General features: G+C 50.2%; 16 protein-coding genes and 5 pseudogenes. 8 read left to right on the top strand and 13 right to left on the bottom strand.

The features are described 5' to 3' along the window. The first annotated feature begins 71 nt into the window (after positions 1-71). Positions 72-692, top strand: coding sequence for a hypothetical protein (locus tag AO065_RS13365; RefSeq protein ID WP_004883324.1), 621 nt, complete (start codon positions 72-74; stop codon positions 690-692). A gap of 78 nt (positions 693-770) precedes the next feature. On the opposite strand, the pseudogene AO065_RS27820 reads toward AO065_RS13365, so the two are convergent. Together AO065_RS27820 and AO065_RS27815 are read right to left on the bottom strand one after the other, a co-directional pair. Beyond that, positions 771-1370 (bottom strand): annotated as a pseudogene (locus AO065_RS27820) (methyl-accepting chemotaxis protein); the annotation flags it as partial. Between the two features lie 303 nt (positions 1371-1673). Then, positions 1674-2558: pseudogene (locus tag AO065_RS27815) on the bottom strand (methyl-accepting chemotaxis protein); the annotation flags it as partial. 505 nt (positions 2559-3063) lie between these two features. Between AO065_RS27815 and AO065_RS27810 the strand changes: the two are divergent. Together AO065_RS27810 and AO065_RS27805 are read left to right on the top strand one after the other, a co-directional pair. After that, positions 3064-4038 (top strand): annotated as a pseudogene (locus AO065_RS27810) (PDC sensor domain-containing protein); the annotation flags it as partial. A gap of 69 nt (positions 4039-4107) precedes the next feature. Then, positions 4108-4944, top strand: a complete 837-nt coding sequence (locus AO065_RS27805; protein ID WP_374729070.1) for a methyl-accepting chemotaxis protein — start codon at positions 4108-4110, stop codon at positions 4942-4944. 436 nt (positions 4945-5380) lie between these two features. On the opposite strand, the gene AO065_RS13350 is transcribed toward AO065_RS27805, so the two are convergent. The 5 genes from AO065_RS13350 to AO065_RS27415 all read right to left on the bottom strand — a co-directional run bounded on the left by AO065_RS13350 (position 5381) and on the right by AO065_RS27415 (position 8174). After that, complete coding sequence (locus AO065_RS13350) at positions 5381-6358, bottom strand: DNA replication terminus site-binding protein (RefSeq protein ID WP_032651385.1); 978 nt, start codon at positions 6356-6358, stop codon at positions 5381-5383. A gap of 74 nt (positions 6359-6432) precedes the next feature. Next, positions 6433-6678: a hypothetical protein gene (locus AO065_RS13345; RefSeq protein ID WP_004883334.1), complete on the bottom strand. Its 246-nt coding sequence runs from the start codon at positions 6676-6678 to the stop codon at positions 6433-6435. Positions 6679-6847: 169 nt separating this feature from the next. Then, the gene (locus AO065_RS27800) at positions 6848-7036 is read right to left on the bottom strand and encodes a YceK/YidQ family lipoprotein (protein ID WP_080597950.1); all 189 of its coding nucleotides are present in this window, start codon (positions 7034-7036) and stop codon (positions 6848-6850) included. Further along, positions 7037-7585: a hypothetical protein gene (locus AO065_RS13340; RefSeq protein WP_004883337.1), complete on the bottom strand. Its 549-nt coding sequence runs from the start codon at positions 7583-7585 to the stop codon at positions 7037-7039. A 298-nt stretch (positions 7586-7883) separates the two neighbouring features. Continuing rightward, complete coding sequence (locus AO065_RS27415; RefSeq protein WP_004883339.1) at positions 7884-8174, bottom strand: hypothetical protein; 291 nt, start codon at positions 8172-8174, stop codon at positions 7884-7886. A 219-nt stretch (positions 8175-8393) separates the two neighbouring features. Between AO065_RS27415 and AO065_RS13330 the strand changes: the two genes are divergently transcribed. From AO065_RS13330 to AO065_RS26650, 5 genes and pseudogenes are all read left to right on the top strand, one after another. Further along, on the top strand, positions 8394-8753 hold the full coding sequence (locus tag AO065_RS13330) for a nucleotide pyrophosphohydrolase (protein WP_004883342.1): 360 nt from the start codon (positions 8394-8396) through the stop codon (positions 8751-8753). Next, a complete protein-coding gene (locus AO065_RS13325) occupies positions 8750-9742 on the top strand; it encodes a hypothetical protein (RefSeq protein WP_004883346.1) in 993 nt (330 codons plus the stop codon). The genes AO065_RS13330 and AO065_RS13325 overlap by 4 nt, the downstream gene beginning before the upstream one ends. Before the next feature lie 500 nt (positions 9743-10242). Further along, on the top strand, positions 10243-10602 hold the full coding sequence (tnpB, locus tag AO065_RS13320; RefSeq protein ID WP_004883347.1) for an IS66 family insertion sequence element accessory protein TnpB: 360 nt from the start codon (positions 10243-10245) through the stop codon (positions 10600-10602). Positions 10603-10620: 18 nt separating this feature from the next. Further along, positions 10621-12044 (top strand): annotated as a pseudogene (gene tnpC, locus AO065_RS13315) (IS66 family transposase). A 40-nt stretch (positions 12045-12084) separates the two neighbouring features. Further along, positions 12085-12291: pseudogene (locus tag AO065_RS26650) on the top strand (IS630 family transposase); the annotation flags it as partial. A 25-nt stretch (positions 12292-12316) separates the two neighbouring features. On the opposite strand, the gene AO065_RS13305 reads toward AO065_RS26650, so the two are convergent. Genes AO065_RS13305 through AO065_RS13290 form a run of 6 tightly spaced genes read right to left on the bottom strand, consistent with a single transcriptional unit; the run spans position 12317 to position 19471 of the window. After that, positions 12317-13654: a TolC family outer membrane protein gene (locus AO065_RS13305; RefSeq protein ID WP_080597951.1), complete on the bottom strand. Its 1338-nt coding sequence runs from the start codon at positions 13652-13654 to the stop codon at positions 12317-12319. Positions 13655-13708: 54 nt separating this feature from the next. Further along, on the bottom strand, positions 13709-14833 hold the full coding sequence (locus tag AO065_RS13300) for a cupin domain-containing protein (RefSeq protein ID WP_004883355.1): 1125 nt from the start codon (positions 14831-14833) through the stop codon (positions 13709-13711). Next, positions 14833-15423, bottom strand: a complete 591-nt coding sequence (locus tag AO065_RS27075) for a hypothetical protein (protein ID WP_155500417.1) — start codon at positions 15421-15423, stop codon at positions 14833-14835. The genes AO065_RS13300 and AO065_RS27075 overlap by 1 nt, the downstream gene beginning before the upstream one ends. A 1-nt stretch (position 15424) precedes the next feature. Further along, entirely contained in the window at positions 15425-16165 is a 741-nt protein-coding gene (locus AO065_RS27070; protein WP_155500416.1) for a hypothetical protein, read from the bottom strand. A gap of 1 nt (position 16166) precedes the next feature. Next, positions 16167-17465, bottom strand: a complete 1299-nt coding sequence (locus AO065_RS13295) for an HlyD family type I secretion periplasmic adaptor subunit (protein ID WP_004883358.1) — start codon at positions 17463-17465, stop codon at positions 16167-16169. Further along, positions 17447-19471, bottom strand: coding sequence for a peptidase domain-containing ABC transporter (locus tag AO065_RS13290; protein ID WP_155500415.1), 2025 nt, complete (start codon positions 19469-19471; stop codon positions 17447-17449). The genes AO065_RS13295 and AO065_RS13290 overlap by 19 nt, the downstream gene beginning before the upstream one ends. Positions 19472-19570 lie beyond the last annotated feature (99 nt).

Here is a 19570-nt window from a genome sequence, read left to right as displayed (position 1 = left end):
GGGCGGCCGTTGCCGGTTCGGTTCATCGCGCTCCTGCGTCAGGTCTTTAAACTTTCAAGTCGAAGCTACCCATGAACACATCGTCTGAAATCGATATTTCAGGTCTGAGGTGTTACGACAAAACTGTCGAAGCTGTCACCTATAGCGTTCCACGCGGCATTACCCGAGAAGCCCGCGGTCGTGTCTGGATCGTCCGTGTCCTGAAGAACAAACAGGTGCAGGTCTACGCGCGTTTTCCTGATTTGCGTTACAGCGGGACCCGCCGGGCGTTGAACGCCGCCATCATTCACCTGATCCACAGCGGCCATGCCTGGCGGCGCGAGGATGTACTGCAGCTCGACGAGCACGCTGCCGTGCACTGGCGCAAGCGCAGCGGGGTCGGCCTGTGCGCCGTGGCCTACGTGACCCGCCCGGGACCGGGCCGTGGTGAAACGTTCTTTCTTTCAACGTACAAACGCGTCGCCAGCGGACGGGGTCTGGACAAGTTTCGATCCCGCTTGATAGATGTGCTCGAAAGCGCTTATGCCATACACCACGAAGAACCTGATATTCCTTATTCGATACAGAAGAAGATCCGGCAGGATATCGATCAGTTGATGGAAAGCGATTATTACCGTGCTTTTTTGGAGGCGGGGAAAAGGAAAGTCGATCACATTGCGGTGGTTGATTATGTTGAGCGGTTATCGCGTTAAATAATGCGACGCATAAAATTCTGATCCGGAAAAAATCAAGCCCGGCTAAACCGGGCTTGATTGAACTTGCAACTTTCTTCAAATCTTGAAGTGACTGACCATCGTCTGCAGTTGTCCGCCCAGGCGTGCGAGTTCGACGCTGGAGGCGGCGGTTTCTTCACTGGCCGAAGCGGTCTGCTCGGACACGTCGCGAACGTTGATGATGCTGCGGCTGATTTCCTCGGCCACTGCACTCTGCTCTTCAGCGGCTGCCGCGATCTGCTGGTTCATCGCCTGAATGTTGGAAACCGTCTGCGTGATGCTGTTCAGCGAGGTGCCGGCCTTGCGGCTTAGCTGCACACTGCTGACCGTCAGATCACGGCTGCTGAGCATGATGCTGGACACCTGGCGTGTACCGTTCTGCAGCGCGGCGACCAGATTCTCGATTTCCTCGGTGGACTGCTGAGTGCGTTGCGCAAGGCCACGCACCTCGTCCGCCACTACTGCGAAGCCACGTCCGGCTTCACCGGCACGTGCGGCTTCGATGGCGGCGTTGAGTGCCAGCAGGTTGGTCTGCTCGGCGACCGCCTTGATCACGTCCATCACCTTGCCGATCTTGTCGCTTTCCTGCTCCAGCAACGTCATGGCGTCGGAAGAACGCACCACTTCGGCCGCCAGTTTTTCGATCTGGCCGATGGCTTCGCTCACCACCTGATCACCGGCACGCGCTTCCTTGTCGGCAGTCGACGCCGCTTCGGAAGCCTGCTCGGCGTTGCGCGCCACTTCGGCGACCGTGGCCGACATTTCGTGCATGGCCGTTGCCACCTGATCGGTTTCGACTTTCTGGCTGTTCACACCGGCGCTGGTCTGTTCGGTCACGGCCGACAATTCCTCGGCGGCGCTGGCGATCTGCACCACGCTGTCGCGGATACCGCCAATCAGCTCGCGCAAGGTAGTGCCCATGCGCTGGATGCCCTGTTGCAGCACACCCAGTTCATCACGACGGGTCACGACCATGGTCTGCGACAGGTCGCCCGACGCGATTCGGTCGACCACCGCCATGGTTTCCTGCAGAGGACGGGTGATCTGACGCGTGATGATCACAGCGGCAATGATGCCCAGAATCATCGCCAGCAGGGTGCAGCCGATCTGCATATTGCGGGCCTGAGCGCTTTCCACGTCGCGGCGATCCAGTTGCAGCTGATACATGGCCTCGCTGAGCTTGACGATGTCCTGCCCCTGTACGGTCATTTCCTTACGCGCCTGGGCGATGTCGCCGCTGGACGTCTTGAAGTTCTGCAAGGTAGTGCGATAGGCCAGCAGAGACGTTTCCAGTTGCTTGAGTGCGTCGGCATGGGTAACGCCGAATGTTGCTTTCAGCTGATCGAGGTTCTTGATCGCGTCATCCAGCTTGCCTGCGGCAGACTGCTCGTTTTCCGGCGAGATGTCCGTCAGGTAGCCGCGGACTTCGTAGCGTGCCTGCATCAGGTCGTCCTTGGCACCGACAATCAGCTCGTACTGGTTGAAACGGCTTTCGTCGGTGGCGTCCAGCTTCTTCACGTCGGCCAGAATCCGGTCCAGCATTTCGGTGGCCTTGGTGGCATGAACCGTCAGATCCTTGCGCAATGCGATGCTGGTCTTATAGCCGCTGCGCATGTTGTTCAGGGATTTCTGATAATCAGCGATCACCACGCCCAGCTGCTGGAGCATCTGCACGTTCGCGGGGCTCTTGAACGAGGTCAGCAGCTTTTCCTGGTAGGCCTTGAAGCCGTCCAGCGAGACCTGAACGGTTTCGGCGACCTTTTCATCGCCATCGGCCACCATATATTGCAGGCGTGTTACCCGTAACTTGGTCAACTGCGCATTGAGCGAGGTGATGTCGCTCATCCAGTTGCTGCGGTCGATCAGCCCACTGAGGCTGGTCCATCCCGTGAGCGCAAGAATGGCAGTAAAAACAAGTACAAGCCCGAATCCGAGGGCCAGCTTCATATTCACGCTGATGTTCGCGAACCAGCTGTTCATGATGTTCTCCAGTACAACATTGTAAAAAGTAAGGCCTTTGGGGGATTTAACGTGAATACGACCGCCGAGGCATTGGATACAGACCCTATCGGCAGCATCCCGCCAAGCTGAAATTAAAAAATACAATTAATCAAAAACCGTCTGTCGCCCTTTCACAGGCTTTCTTTCGTTGCCGGACGCAGCTATAAAGGGCGCCTCGAGCACATTGAAAGTCTGGCACTGTCGTTAAACAGTTGCCGGAATGCTGCCTGTGCTCGCACTGTGAAAAGGCTGTAGAAGTTTGAACACATGGAGTGTTCAGGGAAAACAACTATGTATGGCCCATTATCCGACTCCTCGGACCTGCCTATACCTTTAGAGATGCTTTGAAATGACTTTGAAGTTTCGTCATAAAATCCTGCTGGCGGCATCGGGCGTTGTCGTCCTGGCCTTCGTTCTGTTCACGCTTTACAACGATTATCTGCAACGCGCGACCATCAATCAGAACCTCGAATCCTCAGTGGGGCAGGCCGGACAACTGACCGCCAGCAGCGTGCAGAACTGGTTGAGCGGACGCATTCTGGTCCTGGAAAACCTGACCCAGGACGTAGCCTATCAAGGCGTTGGCTCGGACCTGAGCGGGCTGGTTTCCCAGTCGTCGCTGGTCTCGACCTTCCAGTTCACTTACGTCGGTGACAGCAAGGGCACCTTCACCCAGCGTCCCAATGTCGAGATGCCGGCCGGTTACGATCCCCGTCAGCGCCCCTGGTACAAATCGACAGTCGATGCTGGCAATACCATCATCAGCGCGCCCTATCTGGCCTCGGTGGGCGGCCTGGTCGTGACCATCGCCAGCCCGATTAAGGTCAACGGCCAACTGGCCGGTGTCGCGGGCGGCGACCTGAGCCTCGATACGCTGGTGAAGATCATCAACTCGGTGGAATTCGGCGGCATGGGCTATGCGTTTCTGGTCAGTGGCGACGGTCAGGTGATCGTCAGCCCCGACAAGGAACAGGTCATGAAGAACCTGAAGGACATCTATCCTGGCCAGACGCTGAGCCTGGACAAGCGTCTGCGTGAGGTCACGTTGAATGGCCAGCAACGCATCCTGTCGTTCACCCCGATCACCGGCCTGCCGTCGGCTGACTGGTACATCGGCCTGTCGATCGACAAGGACAAGGCCTACGCGCCACTGAGCCAGTTTCGCAGCTCTGCCATCGTTGCCGGCCTGATCGCAGTGATCGTGATTGCCATGCTGCTGAGCCTGCTGATTCGAGCGCTGATGCGCCCGTTGACCGACATGGGCCGTGCCATGCAGGACATCGCGCAGGGTGAGGGTGATCTGACCCGCCGCCTGAGCATTCAGGGCCGCGACGAGTTCGCCGATCTGGGCAGCTCGTTCAACCAGTTCGTCGAGCGTGTCCACGCCTCCATCGTGGAAGTGTCTTCCGCCACGCTGCAGGTGCATGACCTGTCGCAGCGCGTGGTGCAGTCGTCCAACTCATCGATCATCGGCTTCGACGAGCAGAGCGCGCGCACCAACAGCGTCGCCGCAGCCATCAACGAACTGGGCGCTGCCACCCAGGAAATCGCCCGCAACGCCTCGGATGCCTCCATCCAGGCCAGCGAAGCGCGCACCCAGGCAGAAGACGGTCAGGTGGTGGTGGAAAAAACCATCCACGCCATGAGCGAGCTTTCGACCAAGATCAGCGATTCCTGCACCCAGATCGCCCAGCTCAACGCCAGCACCGACAACATCGGGCAGATTCTGGACGTGATCAAAGGCATCTCGCAGCAGACCAACCTGCTGGCCCTCAACGCCGCCATCGAAGCTGCGCGCGCCGGTGAAGCCGGTCGTGGCTTTGCCGTGGTGGCCGATGAAGTGCGTAACCTTGCGCACCGCACTCAGGTGTCTGCCGACGAGATCCACAAGATGATCGGCGAGCTGCAGACCGGCTCCCAGGACGCCGTGGTGAACATGAACGAGAGCCAGGCATCCAGCCAGGGCAGCGTCGAAGTCGCCAACCAGGCCGGTAACCGCCTGCGCGACGTGACCCGCCGCATCGGCGAAATCGACGGCATGAACCAGTCGGTTGCCGCTGCGACCGAAGAGCAGACCGCCGTGGTGGAAACGCTCAATATCGACATCAACCAGATCAACTCGCTCAACCAGCAGGGCGTCGCCAACCTCAACGAAACCCTCAAGGATTGCGCGGCACTTTCCCAACAGGCCGGACGTTTGAAACAACTGGTGGCCAGCTTCAAGATATAACTCAAGGCGTCATCGTAACGAAAAGGGCCGTCCATGTGACGGCCCTTTTTTGTTGGTTAGCGGTGATAACTTTCTGTATGGAAAATAAGTGTGAAACTGATCGTTATCCATTCCCGACTCGGTGAATTTCGATGGGAGGTGAAGGCTGTTTCAACGTTATTCGTGAAGGTAATTAACGGCTTAAAAAGTCTGACTTATTACTGTGCTCTTGGCCGTATTTAGAAATTGCTTTGCTCATCTCGTCAGATGTAGTTGGAAACATGGATCCAGTTACCGTAGATGTTTTCGTTCAAAACTGTTCAATATTTAGAAAGGCAACCACTGTTCGTCGGATTTTTATGTTTATTGAACGAGCAGATTAATAACCAGCGGTTTCTTTTTATTAGTCGCTCCTGCCAGACAGCGCTTGTACCCATGGCAGGAGTCGCCTCCGGGTTTACTCATCCTCCGCCTTGTTCTGATTCCGATCCGAATAAGTCGACGCCACCGCGCTCGGCTTGCTGACCACCGCAGCCGACTTGCGCTGACCCACCAGATCATCCGGATTCAAAAACAGATTCATGCGCGGAATCACCTCTATGCGCGGCTTCTTGTCAGGCCGCTCAGCCTGGCGCGTATGCCGGTTGAAGTGACGAAGCTCATGCACATCGATGGGCTCTTCACCTGCCAGCACAAACATCGGCAGGTTGCTGTGGATCATCGCGTCGTAACGGGAGCTGGCCGAGAAATACACCATCGCCCTGGGATGCGGTGCCACCTTCTTGTACTTGATGAGACTCGCCTGATCCGACAGATTGACGATGCGCCTCAGCTCGGCGCCCGCCGACGTTTGCTCGATGGCCACGCGGTCTTTCGAAGCCTGCTGCTCGGCCGCCTTGCTCAACTGCTCCCGAACCTTGCTCACCGCCACCCGCTCGCCGCCGGTCGTGTGCCCGGCCCAAGTGAACACGATCAGACGAGGGCAGATATCGAACACCTGCGTATGACGCCCCAACTGCTTCATGCTGAACATCGGCCCCAACGCCTGACGCAGAATCTTCGACCGCGCCGTGGTCGCCAGATTGAGCTCGATACGCGTCTGCTCGACCGCCGCCATCAAGTCATCCTTGAGCTGATTGATCTCCTTCACCCAAGGCAACACGCTGCGGCTCAACGCGAAATAACCCGGCAAGCGCATCACCGTCCCCGGCGCCTGACCGGGAAGGCGCTCAAACAACGTCATCGCCCGAATTGCCGCCTCAATCGCCGCCTGCCCCTCCAGCGGCTGCACCTCGATCAGATCCAGCGCCTTCTGCTGCGCCAGCACCGGCAACTGCCACACCTGACCATGAACCACCCACTGAGGCCACATTTGATTGAATGCCGTTATCTTACTGACCAGACGGGCGTGGACAGTCGTTATATCGACGTACATGGTGATCTCCGAAAAATCTAATACCACCCCAGTGTAGCTTGTGATTTTGCACGTGCATGGAGTATGGGACGGGATCAATCCTTGGGAAGTTCGTCCAACTTAGCCTCTACCGCGTCATCGAAAATGATGAACAACGCCTCTGCATCTGACGAGCGCAGCTTTCGGGTGCTTTCCAGGCTTTGGATAAGCTCGATCTGGATAGCGCGCTCTGCCTCCAGGTCCTCGCGTGTGCTAGTGGCGTTGAGGGCGCGGAGGAGGTCGTTCATCTGGTCGCGGATGGGTTTCTGGAGTCGCAGGAGGTCTAGTTTTTCTTGGGGCATGGGTTGCTATCTCTTGGGAGGCTGCTGGCGAGGCGAGCGATGCTTCTGCTTTTCACCATGCTCCCCGCAGCTAAGCGGGAAGCCTTCGTATTGATCAGGCATGGTACAGCCAGCGTCGTTGTTCAGCCGAGAGATTACTGTCTCCATACGTCAGCAGGCTGATCCTCGATCAGTCACTTAACCCAGTGGCTACGACGGATCCACGCTCCGATTGCAGGTAAAGGGTGTAAGGCAGAACGAGTGTGTCTGCCACGTCCGAGAGAACCATATCGGCAAGTATCAGCGACACACTGGGTCTCACCTCTTGAGCCCTAAAGGCTCTAGGTGCTTCATTAAGCGCGCAGAAATCAAGCGACACCTACTTCACAAACTCAATCTTCTTCACGAAGATCAACGAGTCCTCGGCAGAAGGCCCGGCGATGCGTTCGTTGTTGAGCTCGCTAGCAACAGTGACCTTCACAGTCTTGCCAACCATGCTCGGCAACAAGGTCGCTTCGCTTTCATCTTCTGCTACAAACCATTCACCACATTGCCCATCGCAATAAGCCGTGAACCGTCGGCCGTCATTGACCAACACCGTGATGGTGTAGTCATCGATGCCACCGCCAGTAATCAAAGCGCCCTGCAAGGTTTCCGGTTTGGTCAGGTTGAAGTGGCAATAGGCAGGCGCGTTCGGATCATCGCCCAACAAACCGCAGCCGCGCTCGACCTCACTGTTGATCATCCCGCAGCTGTTGGCCACGTTGCACGGCGGGTGGGTTGCGGGGGAGACGTTGATGCATTGTTTGACCAGAGACTCAGCGCGTTTTTGACCGATGGCCTCGGCGCAGGATTTTTCGGAGGCGTTGGCTTGGAATGAAGCGAGGAGGGTGATGAGCAGGGAGAAGGTGAGGGCTCTTGGGTGCATGGCGTGTCCGCTGGCGAGTGGGAAATGCGTCAGCGATATCGACCTTCAATTTATCGACCAAGGCAGCAGGCTTCTGGCGTGTATCGCTGGCTCCGTTATTTTGGCATTTGCTGAGGAGGTTGTGGTGGGCGTGTTGTACAAGGCTTTCCGCAAGCAGTTGAACCATCGATTCAGTGCGGCCCGCCCACGTCAAATGCGCTCAACGGGGCGGGTCGGCTTTTATCTGCATCAACACATGCCTTTCCAATCTGAAGCTGTTGGAGGTCAGAAGACCTTTGTCGCATGTCTGGGCAGTGACCTACCACTGCCCTGTGAGCAGGCACGTCATGGCTTGAATGCCACTGAACATGTACCACGGATCCGGGTCCTGGCAGTTGGTCTGGAGCATGGCCACTTTGAGAGGCTGAGCGCTCTCGATCTGACTCACAGTGACAAACGGGCTCGGTGCGGCCTGCGTGGCAGCGACATGGTCTGTCGCAGACTTCTCAGCAACGATCACTGATGCGCGAGTTGTACTCGCCTGCACAGCGGTAATGCCCGTCAGGCTCAGAACTGCGCTGACGGCTAGCCATCGAGTTAGCTTTTTCATGACAAGTCCCTATACGTTTTGAGGATGACCGCCTGTGGCAGGCGGCAGTGATAAAAGTAGGGGACGGGGGCGGCTGAGGCTATAGCTCGGATGTGCTAGTGGCACAGGGTGAGAGAAGATTTTTCCCACAGGCTTGAGAGAGCATTTCCTACCTATAGACAGGCATTGTCCGACTCGCTAACGTCAAGTCTCTTATTGGGATGAAGCGACGGCATTGGAATGGATTTACTGAAAAAGTTGCAGGCTGATCTTGCCTCGTTTGCTGCAGAGCGGGACTGGGATCAATTCCACACGCCAAAGAATCTAGCGATGGCTTTATCGGGGGAGGCAGGAGAGCTTCTGGAGCTTTTTCAATGGCTCACCCCAGAGCAAAGCGAGCGCAACGCTCTTTCCAATGAATCAGTAAAAGCTATTGAAGATGAGCTGGCAGATGTATTGCTTTATTTGTTGAGGTTGGCTGACAAGCTTCAAGTAGACGTTACAGTCGCCGCTCAAGCAAAGCTCAAGCTTAATGCAGAGAAATATCCTGTCGAGAAATCCAAGGGGAACGCGATAAAGTACTCTAGGAGAGAGAAATGACTGCAAATGTTGTATATCAGCCTTGCAGTGAGCCAGTCGCAAGGAAAAATCTCCAAAGTACTATTCTCAATCCTGTACTTCTCGACGATATTGAGGCGCTTCTCGATCCTGTTTTAGCTGCCGCCTTGCGAGCTGAAAACCCGTCCGGCGAGCTTCATATCTGGGGACTTTCTCCCAGTTTTACAGAAAACGCTTGGTTAGCAATGCAGCCAAACGATGTCGTCATTTTTAACTGTAAAGGCGTCGTTACGGTAGCATCGCGATTCACTCATCGATCGTATAACCGTAAGCTTGCTATTCAGCTTTGGGGGTTAAAAGACCCAGAAAAAGGGACTACTTGGGAGCACATCTATTTCGTATCGGATGTGCGCCATGTTTCCATTCCATACCCTGAGATATTACGCAGTACCGAGAAGCAGCCCAGAATGTCGTTCTACCGCTTCGATGAAAATGACAGCGCCCGAATACTGGCCCGCCACGAAGAACTATTGTTCGATGTTGCTGGAGAGCCTGTCAGCCTCGAAAGCGCTCGCGCCGAAATTAATCAGCAGATGGAGACCGATGGAATAGGGTCCAGGATGACGCGTCACGAACACTACTTCATTGTCAGGCACCTATTTAAAGGGCTGCCTTCGGGGAGGTGTTGCATCTGTCTAAACGAATATCCAAGGCGAATGTTAGTCGCCGCTCACATAAAAAAACGTGCTGCGTGCGATAAAAAAGAAAAGCTAGATATTGAAAATATTGCAGCTCCCATGTGCCGTATGGGGTGTGATCCTCTTTTCGAGTTTGGATATATTTCGGTTAGGAATGGTATGGTTGTAAAGCATCCCTCTATTGAGGTATCAGATGCGATATTGCGATACATGGATGGAGTATCAGGTAATATTGTGTCTGCTTGGAATAATAAGACTATTAAGTATTTTGATTGGCACAGAAATACTCATGGTTTTGAGCCCGATCAAATGACAGGTTTGCTTGATTTGTGATTCTGCTTGGCCTGTATGCAAGCCTTATTTGCAGTGTAGATAGTGTTGTCAGACCTCAAAGCGGTTCTTAAGCTATTAGGGTAATGGCAGCTATCTGTTGCTGTGACCAGGTATCTCCGTCCGGTTGGATTTTTTGAGGTTTTTTGGCATCAGACATTCGGATGCTGGTGCTCCAGCAATGCTGGCTAACGCCAAGCTTAAAGTGGCTGGCCTGACGTCGGGATTGCAGTGCAAAACATGATGGGCTCGTTGCGCTTCTGTGTTCACGTTACGGTTCAGGCACCGCTAGGTGCGAAGTGTCGCTGAGACTTTGGATTTCATCAAATCCCACCCACAAAAAAAGACGTCCAAGGACGTCTTTTTCAATTTGGTGGGCCGGGATAATCTGAATTTGGCTTATATGACATTGATTTTTAGTAAGCGCTCCATAAACCCCACATTCAAAGCACTAAGCTAACGCGGGATGCTGGGCTCCCGATACTCTCAGGAGCCCGTGCGCCATGATGCGACCCGACGCCAAAGTCGAAAAAGTGTACCTCTACCCCAAACCTGTAGACTTTCGAAAATCCATCGACGGACTGGCTGCGCTGGTCGAACTGGATATCAAGGTTGCCGTGTTCGACCCGGTACTTTTCGTTTTCCTCAACAAGCCGCGCAACCGAGTGAAAATCTTGTACTGGGAGCGCAACGGCTTCTGCCTTTGGCTCAAACGCCTGGAATCAGAGCGATTCAAAACATCGCCCGATGCCACCGACGAGGCGATTGTCCTCACCGTCCAGGAACTGAACTGGCTGCTCGACGGTTTTGACCTCTGGCGTAACCGTCCCCATCAGGTTTTGACGCCGCGATTCGTGGCCTGATTCGGTATAATCCAGGGCATGAAATCCATGCCCGACAACCTTCCCGACGATCTCCAACTGCTCAAGCAAATGCTTGCGAAGATGCAGTCGCGGGTCGGTTTTCTAGAAGAAGAGAACGCATTGCTGCGCCAGCGCTTGTTCGGACGCAAGTCCGAGCAAACAGCCGATCCGGCCACACCGCAGTTGGCGCTCTTCAACGAAGCCGAAAGCGTCGTCGAAGCTATCGACGAAAACGCTGAAGAAGAGGTTGTTGCCCCCGCCAAGCGCCGTGGCAAGCGCAAGCCGCTGCCTGCCGATCTGCCGCGCATCGAAGTCATCCACGAACTGCCCGAGCACGAACTGACCTGCGCCTGCGGTTGCCGTAAACACAGCATTGGTGAGGAAATCAGCGAGCAGCTTGAGATCGTGCCAATGCAGATCCGCGTGATCAAGCATGTGCGCAAGATCTACGGTTGCCGTGATGCGAAGCCGCCCCAGTCACTGCGGACAAGCCTGCTCAACTGATTGAAAAAAGCATGGCCAGCCCCAGCGTTTTGGCGATGTTGCTGACTACCAAATACGTTGACGGTTTACCGCTTCATCGATTTGAAAAAGTGTTGGGTCGCCACGGTATTGATATCCCGCGCCAGACTTTGGCTCGCTGGGTGATCCAGTGCGGCGAACACTTTCAGCCGCTGCTGAATTTGATGCGCGACCGGCTACTGGAAAGCCGCGTCATCCACTGCGACGAAACGCGCGTGCAAGTGCTGAAAGAACCAGATCGAGAACCGAGCAGCCAATCCTGGATGTGGGTGCAAACCGGCGGCCCACCGGATAGGCCGGTCATCCTTTTTGACTACTCCACCAGCCGGGCGCAGGAGGTGCCAACGCGCCTGCTCGAAGGTTATCGCGGTTACGTGATGACCGATGACTACGCCGGTTACAATGCCTTGGGCGCGCAGGACGGAGTTGAGCGTCTAGGCTGCTGGGCGCATGCGCGACGCAAGTTTGTTGAAGCACAGAAAGTGCAGCCCAAAGGTAAAACGGGGCGTGCCGATATCGCGCTGAACCTGATCAACAAGCTTTACGGCATCGAGCGCGACTTGAAGGCCAGTAGCGATGCTGACCTNAATGCCTTGGGCAAAGCCATCAGTTACCTCGCAAGTAACTGGAGCAAGCTGGAGCGATACGTCGAGGAAGGGTATTTGCCGATGGACAACAACGCGGCAGAACGCGCGATCCGCCCCTTCGTGATCGGAAGAAAGAACTGGCTGTTTAGCGACACGCCCAAGGGCGCGACGGCCAGTGCTCAACTTTACAGCTTGGTCGAGACTGCCAAAGCCAACGGCCAAGAGCCTTATGCGTGGCTGCGCCACGCACTGGAACGCCTGCCAACGGCGACTTCGGTTGAGGATTACGAAGCCTTGCTGCCGTGGAACTGCGAACCTCGACTTCACAGCTAAGCGCTTTACCTATCTTTAGCCAAGTGGGGTTTATGGAGCGCTTACCATGGTTGAGCGCTTCTTTCGTGACATCACGGTATATCTGCGCGACGGTAGTTTCAGCTCGATTCGCGAATTGGAAAGCTCAATCACCACATTTCTGGCACTGCGAAATGCCCAGCCGACTCGCTACGTTTGGAACGCTAAAGGCGAAGATATTTTGAACAAAATACAGCGAGCCCGCGCGGCAATGACGACACGGGCATGAGAGGAGTTAATTTTGAGACAGTACACTAGAGGTTATCAATATATTGATCCACGCTCCTAAGGTCGTCAGTGGATAATGTCCCTACAACTTGTTTTAAATGGAGGGTGTCCAGTATGTAGTTATAGCGTGTTGAGCTGTAATTTCGAATGGCTTGATAGAGCTGGCGCTGCGCATTGAGTAAATCAACCAAGCTACCCGTACCTATATCATACCCAACTTGAGTCGCTTTGACGGCGGCGCGATTTGACAATATTGATTGTCGAAGGACTTCCAGTTGCAAGGTCTCTGTCGTTATCGCCCTGTAAAAATTACGAGTACTACTAACTATCTGCCATTTCAGTGATGCTAAGTTGTCTTCGCTAATGCTTAGTCTTCCAACTCCTTCTCGGACTTTTGATTGGGTCGCTCCTCCACTAAAAATTGGTATTGTTAATTGGATGGAAAGGCTGCGCTGCTCAATGTGGTCGCGATACTGTGTGGAGGCATATTGGTTGGTATATCCAAAAGAATCGTTGTCGCCATGTGCGATCTGCGCGACCATGTCAACCGATGGAAGATGTTGACTTTTATACTCGTCCAGCTGATCGCGGGCAGCACTAACATCTTGGAGGCTTGCCTGTAATTTTAAATTATTTTGTAAGGCTCCGTCGATCCAGCGCTCAACTGAGTCAGGAAAAGGTTCTTTAATAGGAAAGCGCTCCGAGATTGAATGAACGTTGTCATAGTGGACATGTGTGAATGTATACAGATCTTCTGTAGCATCTTGAAGCTTGCGCGATGAGGCGATCTTGTTTGCGTTAGTAGCATCGACAATCGCTTGTGCTTGGTAAAGTTCTGCTTGTGTCGCTATGCCTATTATATAACGTTGTCTTACTTGGATTAACTGCTTGTTTAGAGCCTCAGTTTCATTGGAAATAGCGGTCAACTCGTCACGAGATACTAGTACAGTGATATAAGTTTCTGCTGACTTCATGATGAAATCCTGCTCTTCCGCCGAGAGCTTCAATAATGCTTGGTCAACTCGCTTTTTAGCTCCAAAGTAGCGAAACCAACGATCAGCTCTAAATATAGGTTGATTAAGAGTGAGTTTGTAGTCCGTCCCATCCCGTTTTAGGCTTTGATCGTTTTGAAGCCCATCGGTAGCAGTATTCGAAAAAGATCCTTCCGCAGATAGACTCGGTAAAAGACCTGCCATCGCCTGGGGGATTTCTTCCTGAGAAACATTTAGTTCAGACCGAGAGGCGGATATATCAGGATTGTTTGATGATGCGTCTTGATATGTTTTATACAGACCAATATAGGGTGACCCCGTGGCCAGTGAGCAGTAAAAGATTGAGCCCATTACGAAATATATAGCGCGCATTACAAACTCAAGTATCAAATTTTTGAACACGACCTCAGTTGAGGTCGTGGAGATCTAGTTGTGGATAAATACATAGCCTGAAGCGATTAAAGTCTTGATGCTAGAAAAAAATTGCTCCTCGGTTAAAACTTCAGCTTTCGACCTCAAACTCGCGATGCTTTGCTCTTCAAACGAAAGGTATTTTCCAATTGGATGTTGATTGATGGGGATGCCTGCTATATTAATATTTGCGCGCTCGACCATCACGGTGAATGGAGAAGCTAGCTTTACATAGTAATTAGCATACTGGTCAGTCGAAAGGCCGTAGTAAATAGATAGGTGCATCCCATTATCAATGTTTTCCTTCTTGTAAATTTGATTCTCGAAGGCTTTGAAGTTGTCTAAGTCCATCAAACTTTCCGCAATGTCCGAAAGCATGGAGCTGCTAATGGGATTTTGACCGTCAAGATCTAGCGTTTGGCGAAACATCTTATCTCTAGACAGGATGTTTGCGCTCACCCAACCAAGGTAGTCGATAATATAGGGTTTGTGTACTCCCACTGCGACGTGGAAGCAGGGCCCTTCTGACGGGAATGCGCAGTGCCACCACCCGCGTGGTATATACAATATATCTCCCGGCTCAGTAATCACATCCATATAAGCCTCTGTCGGGCAATCCTCCAGGTGTTTTATACTTTTCTGCCCGACAATAGGGTCGATAAAGGTAGGGGGGTAAATAAGCCATCGTTTATTGCCGAGCAGTTGAGACGCAAAAACATCATGACTGTCCCAGTGATTACCAAATGCACTATCACCAGTCTTTGCCAAATAGCCGTTGGCGACAACTTGACCATTCGCGATATGTGACAGCGCATTGCATAGACGCTTTATTCGCAAAGACTTTTGCTCGACCCTATTTAGAATCAATGATGCTCCTGATTCAAGCTCTTGGTATATCTTTTTTTTGTTAAAGGTCTTCCTTGTAAGCCCATAATGATAAGAGGTTTCAGCGAAATCGCTTTCTGGTAATAATTTCTCGTTGACGAGCCGTACACTCTTTTCACTCACGTCGAAGACATATAGTAATTCGTCAAGGTCGGCCCATGAAAACAATCCAGCTTGGAATGCTTTGGTAATGTGCTTTGGTTTTTTTTGAAAAAAGTTTAATTTAAATTCCTCTGCGGAAAAATTTAGCTTCATTAATCTTGGTCCGTTCCTGGCTGTACTTCAAGTGGGCCGATAGTAACTGTTCCTGTTGGATTGTATTGGCCATCAGTGAACCAAGCAGCATGTGAGCCAAGATAAACCGGATCGTAAAGGTCAAACCCAAATCCAAAGCCCCCTGTAGGGTTGTTGTACTGAGTGACGTCGGGATGAAAATCGCTAGACCTAAAAATGCTAAGCCCCACTGAGTTGACGAAATCTGTCGCGTTAGAGCCGTCGTGGTGTTTTACATAAATATATTCATCAACGGATAATCCTGAGCCTTGAACCACTGGGTTGGCATAACGAGCTGTATAGGTTGTTATATCACTGAAAAACGCAGATATTTGGTTGTCAGTACTATCCTTTGAGCCTAAACCTGCATGGTTTGTCCATCCCACATTGTTATAGCCAAATAATCCCGAAGCTGTGACCCCGGGCTGTGGATTGGTCATGTTCAATCCTAACGAGGACTCGATAAATGCCACTTTCACTGCGAGCTCAACTTGTAAATCGGTAAAGCCGTTTTTTGTACCGTAATCAGTGATCGCTTGAGCATTGCTGAGTTGTGTAGAATTTAAAGACATATTATTTTGCTCCACATATTTTGGTTTGTTGATTTAGCACTTCAGTAGTTGTATTTTTACCTATACCATCTTTAGCCTTTTTATATAGGCTTTTAACGGCGGCACATTGTTCTATAGCGCTTATGTTAACCTGACTAATCAATTGTAAAGTTTCGAGAGCTATTTTGTCTGTGACGTTTTCTACCGTTTGATAGTTAGCTAGAGTAGATCTATAAATTTTTAAAGCTTGTTCGTCTGCAGACGGAGAAAAGCTAATAGCGCTAACATCAGAAGTCAGCTTGTAAACTGTGTACTGTAAAAAACCGTTCACGCTAGGATTGCGTTGAGCGGTAAGGAAATAATTGTTATCTCCTGCGACTTTTACCTCGGCGGTCATCTCTCCGAATCCAAGAGTTGCGATAGCCCGATTACCGCTCACAACTCCTATTGCTTGCAGCGTCTCATTTCGGCCCGCCCCATTATTGCCACAAAGCAGCGGAAGAGTTTTCGTATTGACTTTGATTGATGAAATAGCCGGAAGGTGAGCGCATCCTGGTTCTAACGTCGTTTTTAAATCATATAATTTTTCATAAGCATTAGAAATTGTTATTTCGGCCGCGGCATTGCTATCCAGTTTTTCGGGCGGAAGTTCTAGTTTCTGGTAGTCAATGGTAAGGCCATCGATAACCACGGGTGTCGCAAATGCATATGTTGATAACAGAGTGGTTAGGCATATATAACCGAGGCTAGCGGTTGTTTTCATTTTACAGTCTCCGAAATGCTTGGTCGATATTTTTAATTGCAGGTGAAAAAATTATAGATAAAATGGTTTTACGTTGAGTAGTTACATCTATGGTTGCGGACATGCCTGGCTTTAGGGTGATGTCGTTGGTCCCTAATTCCCATTCTCCTAAGCTTGACTCTAATAGATAGTGTCTTCCTCCTTTTTCGCGTCCAACCGTAGTCGTGTCTTCTTCTGAGTCAGCACTAACCCATATTATTGATCCTTTTATTGCACCATAAAGCTGATACGGGTAAGCATCTATCTTTATATGAGATGGAGCGCCTTCCGATATAAGTGCTATATCCTTAGTTGAGGCCTCAGCCCTCATTACTAAGGTTTGATCTTTAGGGACTATAGTAGCTACTATTTCTGAAGAACCCAGAGCTTGACCGACGTTTGTGAGTTTTAATTTATCTACATACCCATCCTCCGGTGATTTTATTTCCATAAGTACAGCCTTTCTTTCGCTTTTGATCAGCTCTAAATCGACTGTCGATTTTTCGGCAATGATCTGCTCTCGCTGTTTTACTAACTCCTCGGTCCGCTTAGTAAATAAGTCACTAAACTTACCTTCTGCAAGCGAAAGCTCCTGCGCCGCTTGGGCAAGATTACTGCGCTGGATTTTCATGTCTATGGCGGACTTGGTTTTAGCCGATTTATAGTTCATATAACTGAATTCTGATATAGCAACTCCAACACCATCCCGTACTAGAGCCTCTTGCGCGCTAGAATTCTTATACTCAGCTTCGATTTTGTCGAAAGATGAGCGTGCGGTTTCAATGCTGATTTTCTTTAGGTTAATTTGTTTTTTTAGCTCATCCCTTTGTGCGTTATAGTTGGTTTCTTCCGCAGTCCATAAATCCGTTTCTTCTCGCGCTAGCTCCTTTGGGTAGTCACTGAAATCAGGTGGAATATTTCGGAGCGAAGAGTTGATTCTTTCTAGGCTGATCAACTGTTTCATTTTTTGTTTGGATAGTTTATCCAATTCAGCATTCGCTACGGTTGTGTCCATCAGTGCTATGGGTTGTCCTGCCTTAACAAACGAACCATCACTAACAAAGATTTTTCTGATTTCTCCTGATTGAGGCGATTGAACAGTTTTGACTTTTTTTTCTGGAATAAGTCTGCCTTGAAAACTTTCAACAACATCAATTTTTATAAAGCACAATAAGATTGAAAGTAGAAGGAAAATCACAGTTCCTACAATTATTAGGAAGTGGGTGTTTTTACCGTTATTTTCACTTAAGAACTCATCAATCGCTAGGCTAGAACTACGCATTTTTCGTCTGTTACCTTTATTCCCTCAGAATCTTCAATTAACTCTAAGTTTCCATTATTCATACGATAAATAGCATCGTAGCCTATCAGGCTGCTAGGACGGTGGCTTACCGTGATTATCGTTGTATTAGTCAGATGTGTTAATAGTTTGTGATGTATACGCAATTCGGTTTGCTCATCCAACGCACTTGTAGATTCGTCTAAAAGTAATACGTCTGGTCGCATCATTAATGCCCTTAACAAACATAGTTTTTGTCTTTGGCCTCCTGAAAAATTTGACCCCGACTCTGATATCGCTCTATTTAGTCCATCCGGGTGTGAGTCTATTAAGTCATCTAGCTCTAACAAGTCTATATATTTGAATATGTTGTCATCGAACACAACTGAACCCAGAGGTGCTACATTTTCCAAAATCGATCCGCGAAATAAGAACGATTGTTGTGGGACTAAAACTATGCGCATGCGCAGCAATGTGTCATCTATGTGGCGAATATTTATGCCATTTACTAATAGACTGCCTTTTTGCGGTGAGTGTATATTCACGATTAATTTAAGCAGAGTGCTTTTTCCACTACCACTAGATCCAATTATCCCTATTTTGGCAGCTTTTTTAATAAAAATATTAATTCCGCAGATTATTGGCTGGTTTTCAGTATGCGTAAAACTAACATTTTTTAGTTCAATGCTATCTATGTTGTTGACTTGATGCTTGGCTGGGTTAATGGCTACGTTGATTTTTGAGCTAAGGTCTTTTAAGTCGGTAAATGCTTTTCTCAACTCTCTAATAGTATAGGCCATGCGTGCGGCAGGATGAAAAACGCGACTTGCAAACATTTGAAACGCTATAAGTTGACCCATGCTTAGCTGCCCATCTATGACTAGGTTGGCGCCGATCCATAAGGTGCATAGCATTCCAATTCTCTGCATCCACATATTCAATGATAGAAGTAAATTAGACCTCATTGAGGTTTTGGCTAAACTCTGCGCTTGTTCTACTATACTGCTTTCGAATTTGCGTAATGTAAGTCCTTCTCTGCCAGAAAGCTTCAAGCTTTCGATGCCATATAATGCTTCTGTTAAGTCTACTGTGGGGTCGGTATAGTCGTCTTCACTTCGTTTGCCCGTTGCCCAGAAGTTGAAAGAGCTGACAATTATAACGATGCCTAGACATAGCGTGCTCAAGGCTAAACTGTAGCCTAGCATTATAGTGAAGAATACGGTCGTGAATACCAAGTCTAAGCTGTTAAATAATGTGCCACTAGCGATCAATGGGCTTGTGATATTGGCTTTTCGCGCCATATTAACTAAACTGCCAACTCTATTTTCTTGATAGAATGAAAGTGGCTTGCCAATTATCGCTTGATATACTCTATGTGAAATGGCTGCATCTATTTTCTTTCCTGCGTCAATCATTATTTTTATGCGCGCACATGAAAATAATAGCTCGGCGCATACCATGATAGCCATTAAAATGCCAAAAACATAGAGGGCTGATTGGTTTTGATGGACTAATACTTTATCGACTATTATTTGGCTAAACAGTGGTATTGCGATCGCGAACATTTGAATCAATAAGCTGGCTGCAACTATAGTTGAAATTACTTTTCTGCCGCAATATTTTTTGAGTATGTCAAATACTTGGGTGGCTTGAAATTTTTTCTCAAGCGAAAAACCCGCTCCATCCCAACCTTCGCGCAAGTCGGCGGATGTTAATGTTAATGGCCGAGAAGGGGATCGGGCTTGGAATAAGTGATATAAGTTTCCCTCGTGTCTTACAATCACACAATGCCCATATGAGATGTGATTAATAATCAGAGGTTGGTTGCTTTTAGTACCTAAAGCACTTTGTCTACGTGTAAGTCTATACCCTAGACTCTCCGCAGCAGCTCTATACAATTCTTCGGGTACGAAATTAATTGCCCCAAGCTCCCTTTGCAGAAGCGTAGGGTTAACTGAGTTTCCCTGAAGGCTTAGATAGAAGCACAAATTCAAAACGGTCTCGTCCAAAAGTCTTAATCCATTTCCGTATTGATTCTCGATTGCAAGTTACGTTCTGTAACAATTTCAGCATAATTGTTTTATTCTATCGATTATCAATTTCAAATT

This window comes from Pseudomonas viridiflava (genome assembly GCF_001642795.1).
GTDB classification, from domain to species: domain Bacteria; phylum Pseudomonadota; class Gammaproteobacteria; order Pseudomonadales; family Pseudomonadaceae; genus Aquipseudomonas; species Aquipseudomonas viridiflava.
The sequence above is the reverse complement of the archived record's forward strand: the minus strand, read 5'-3'. Positions and strand labels throughout refer to the sequence as shown.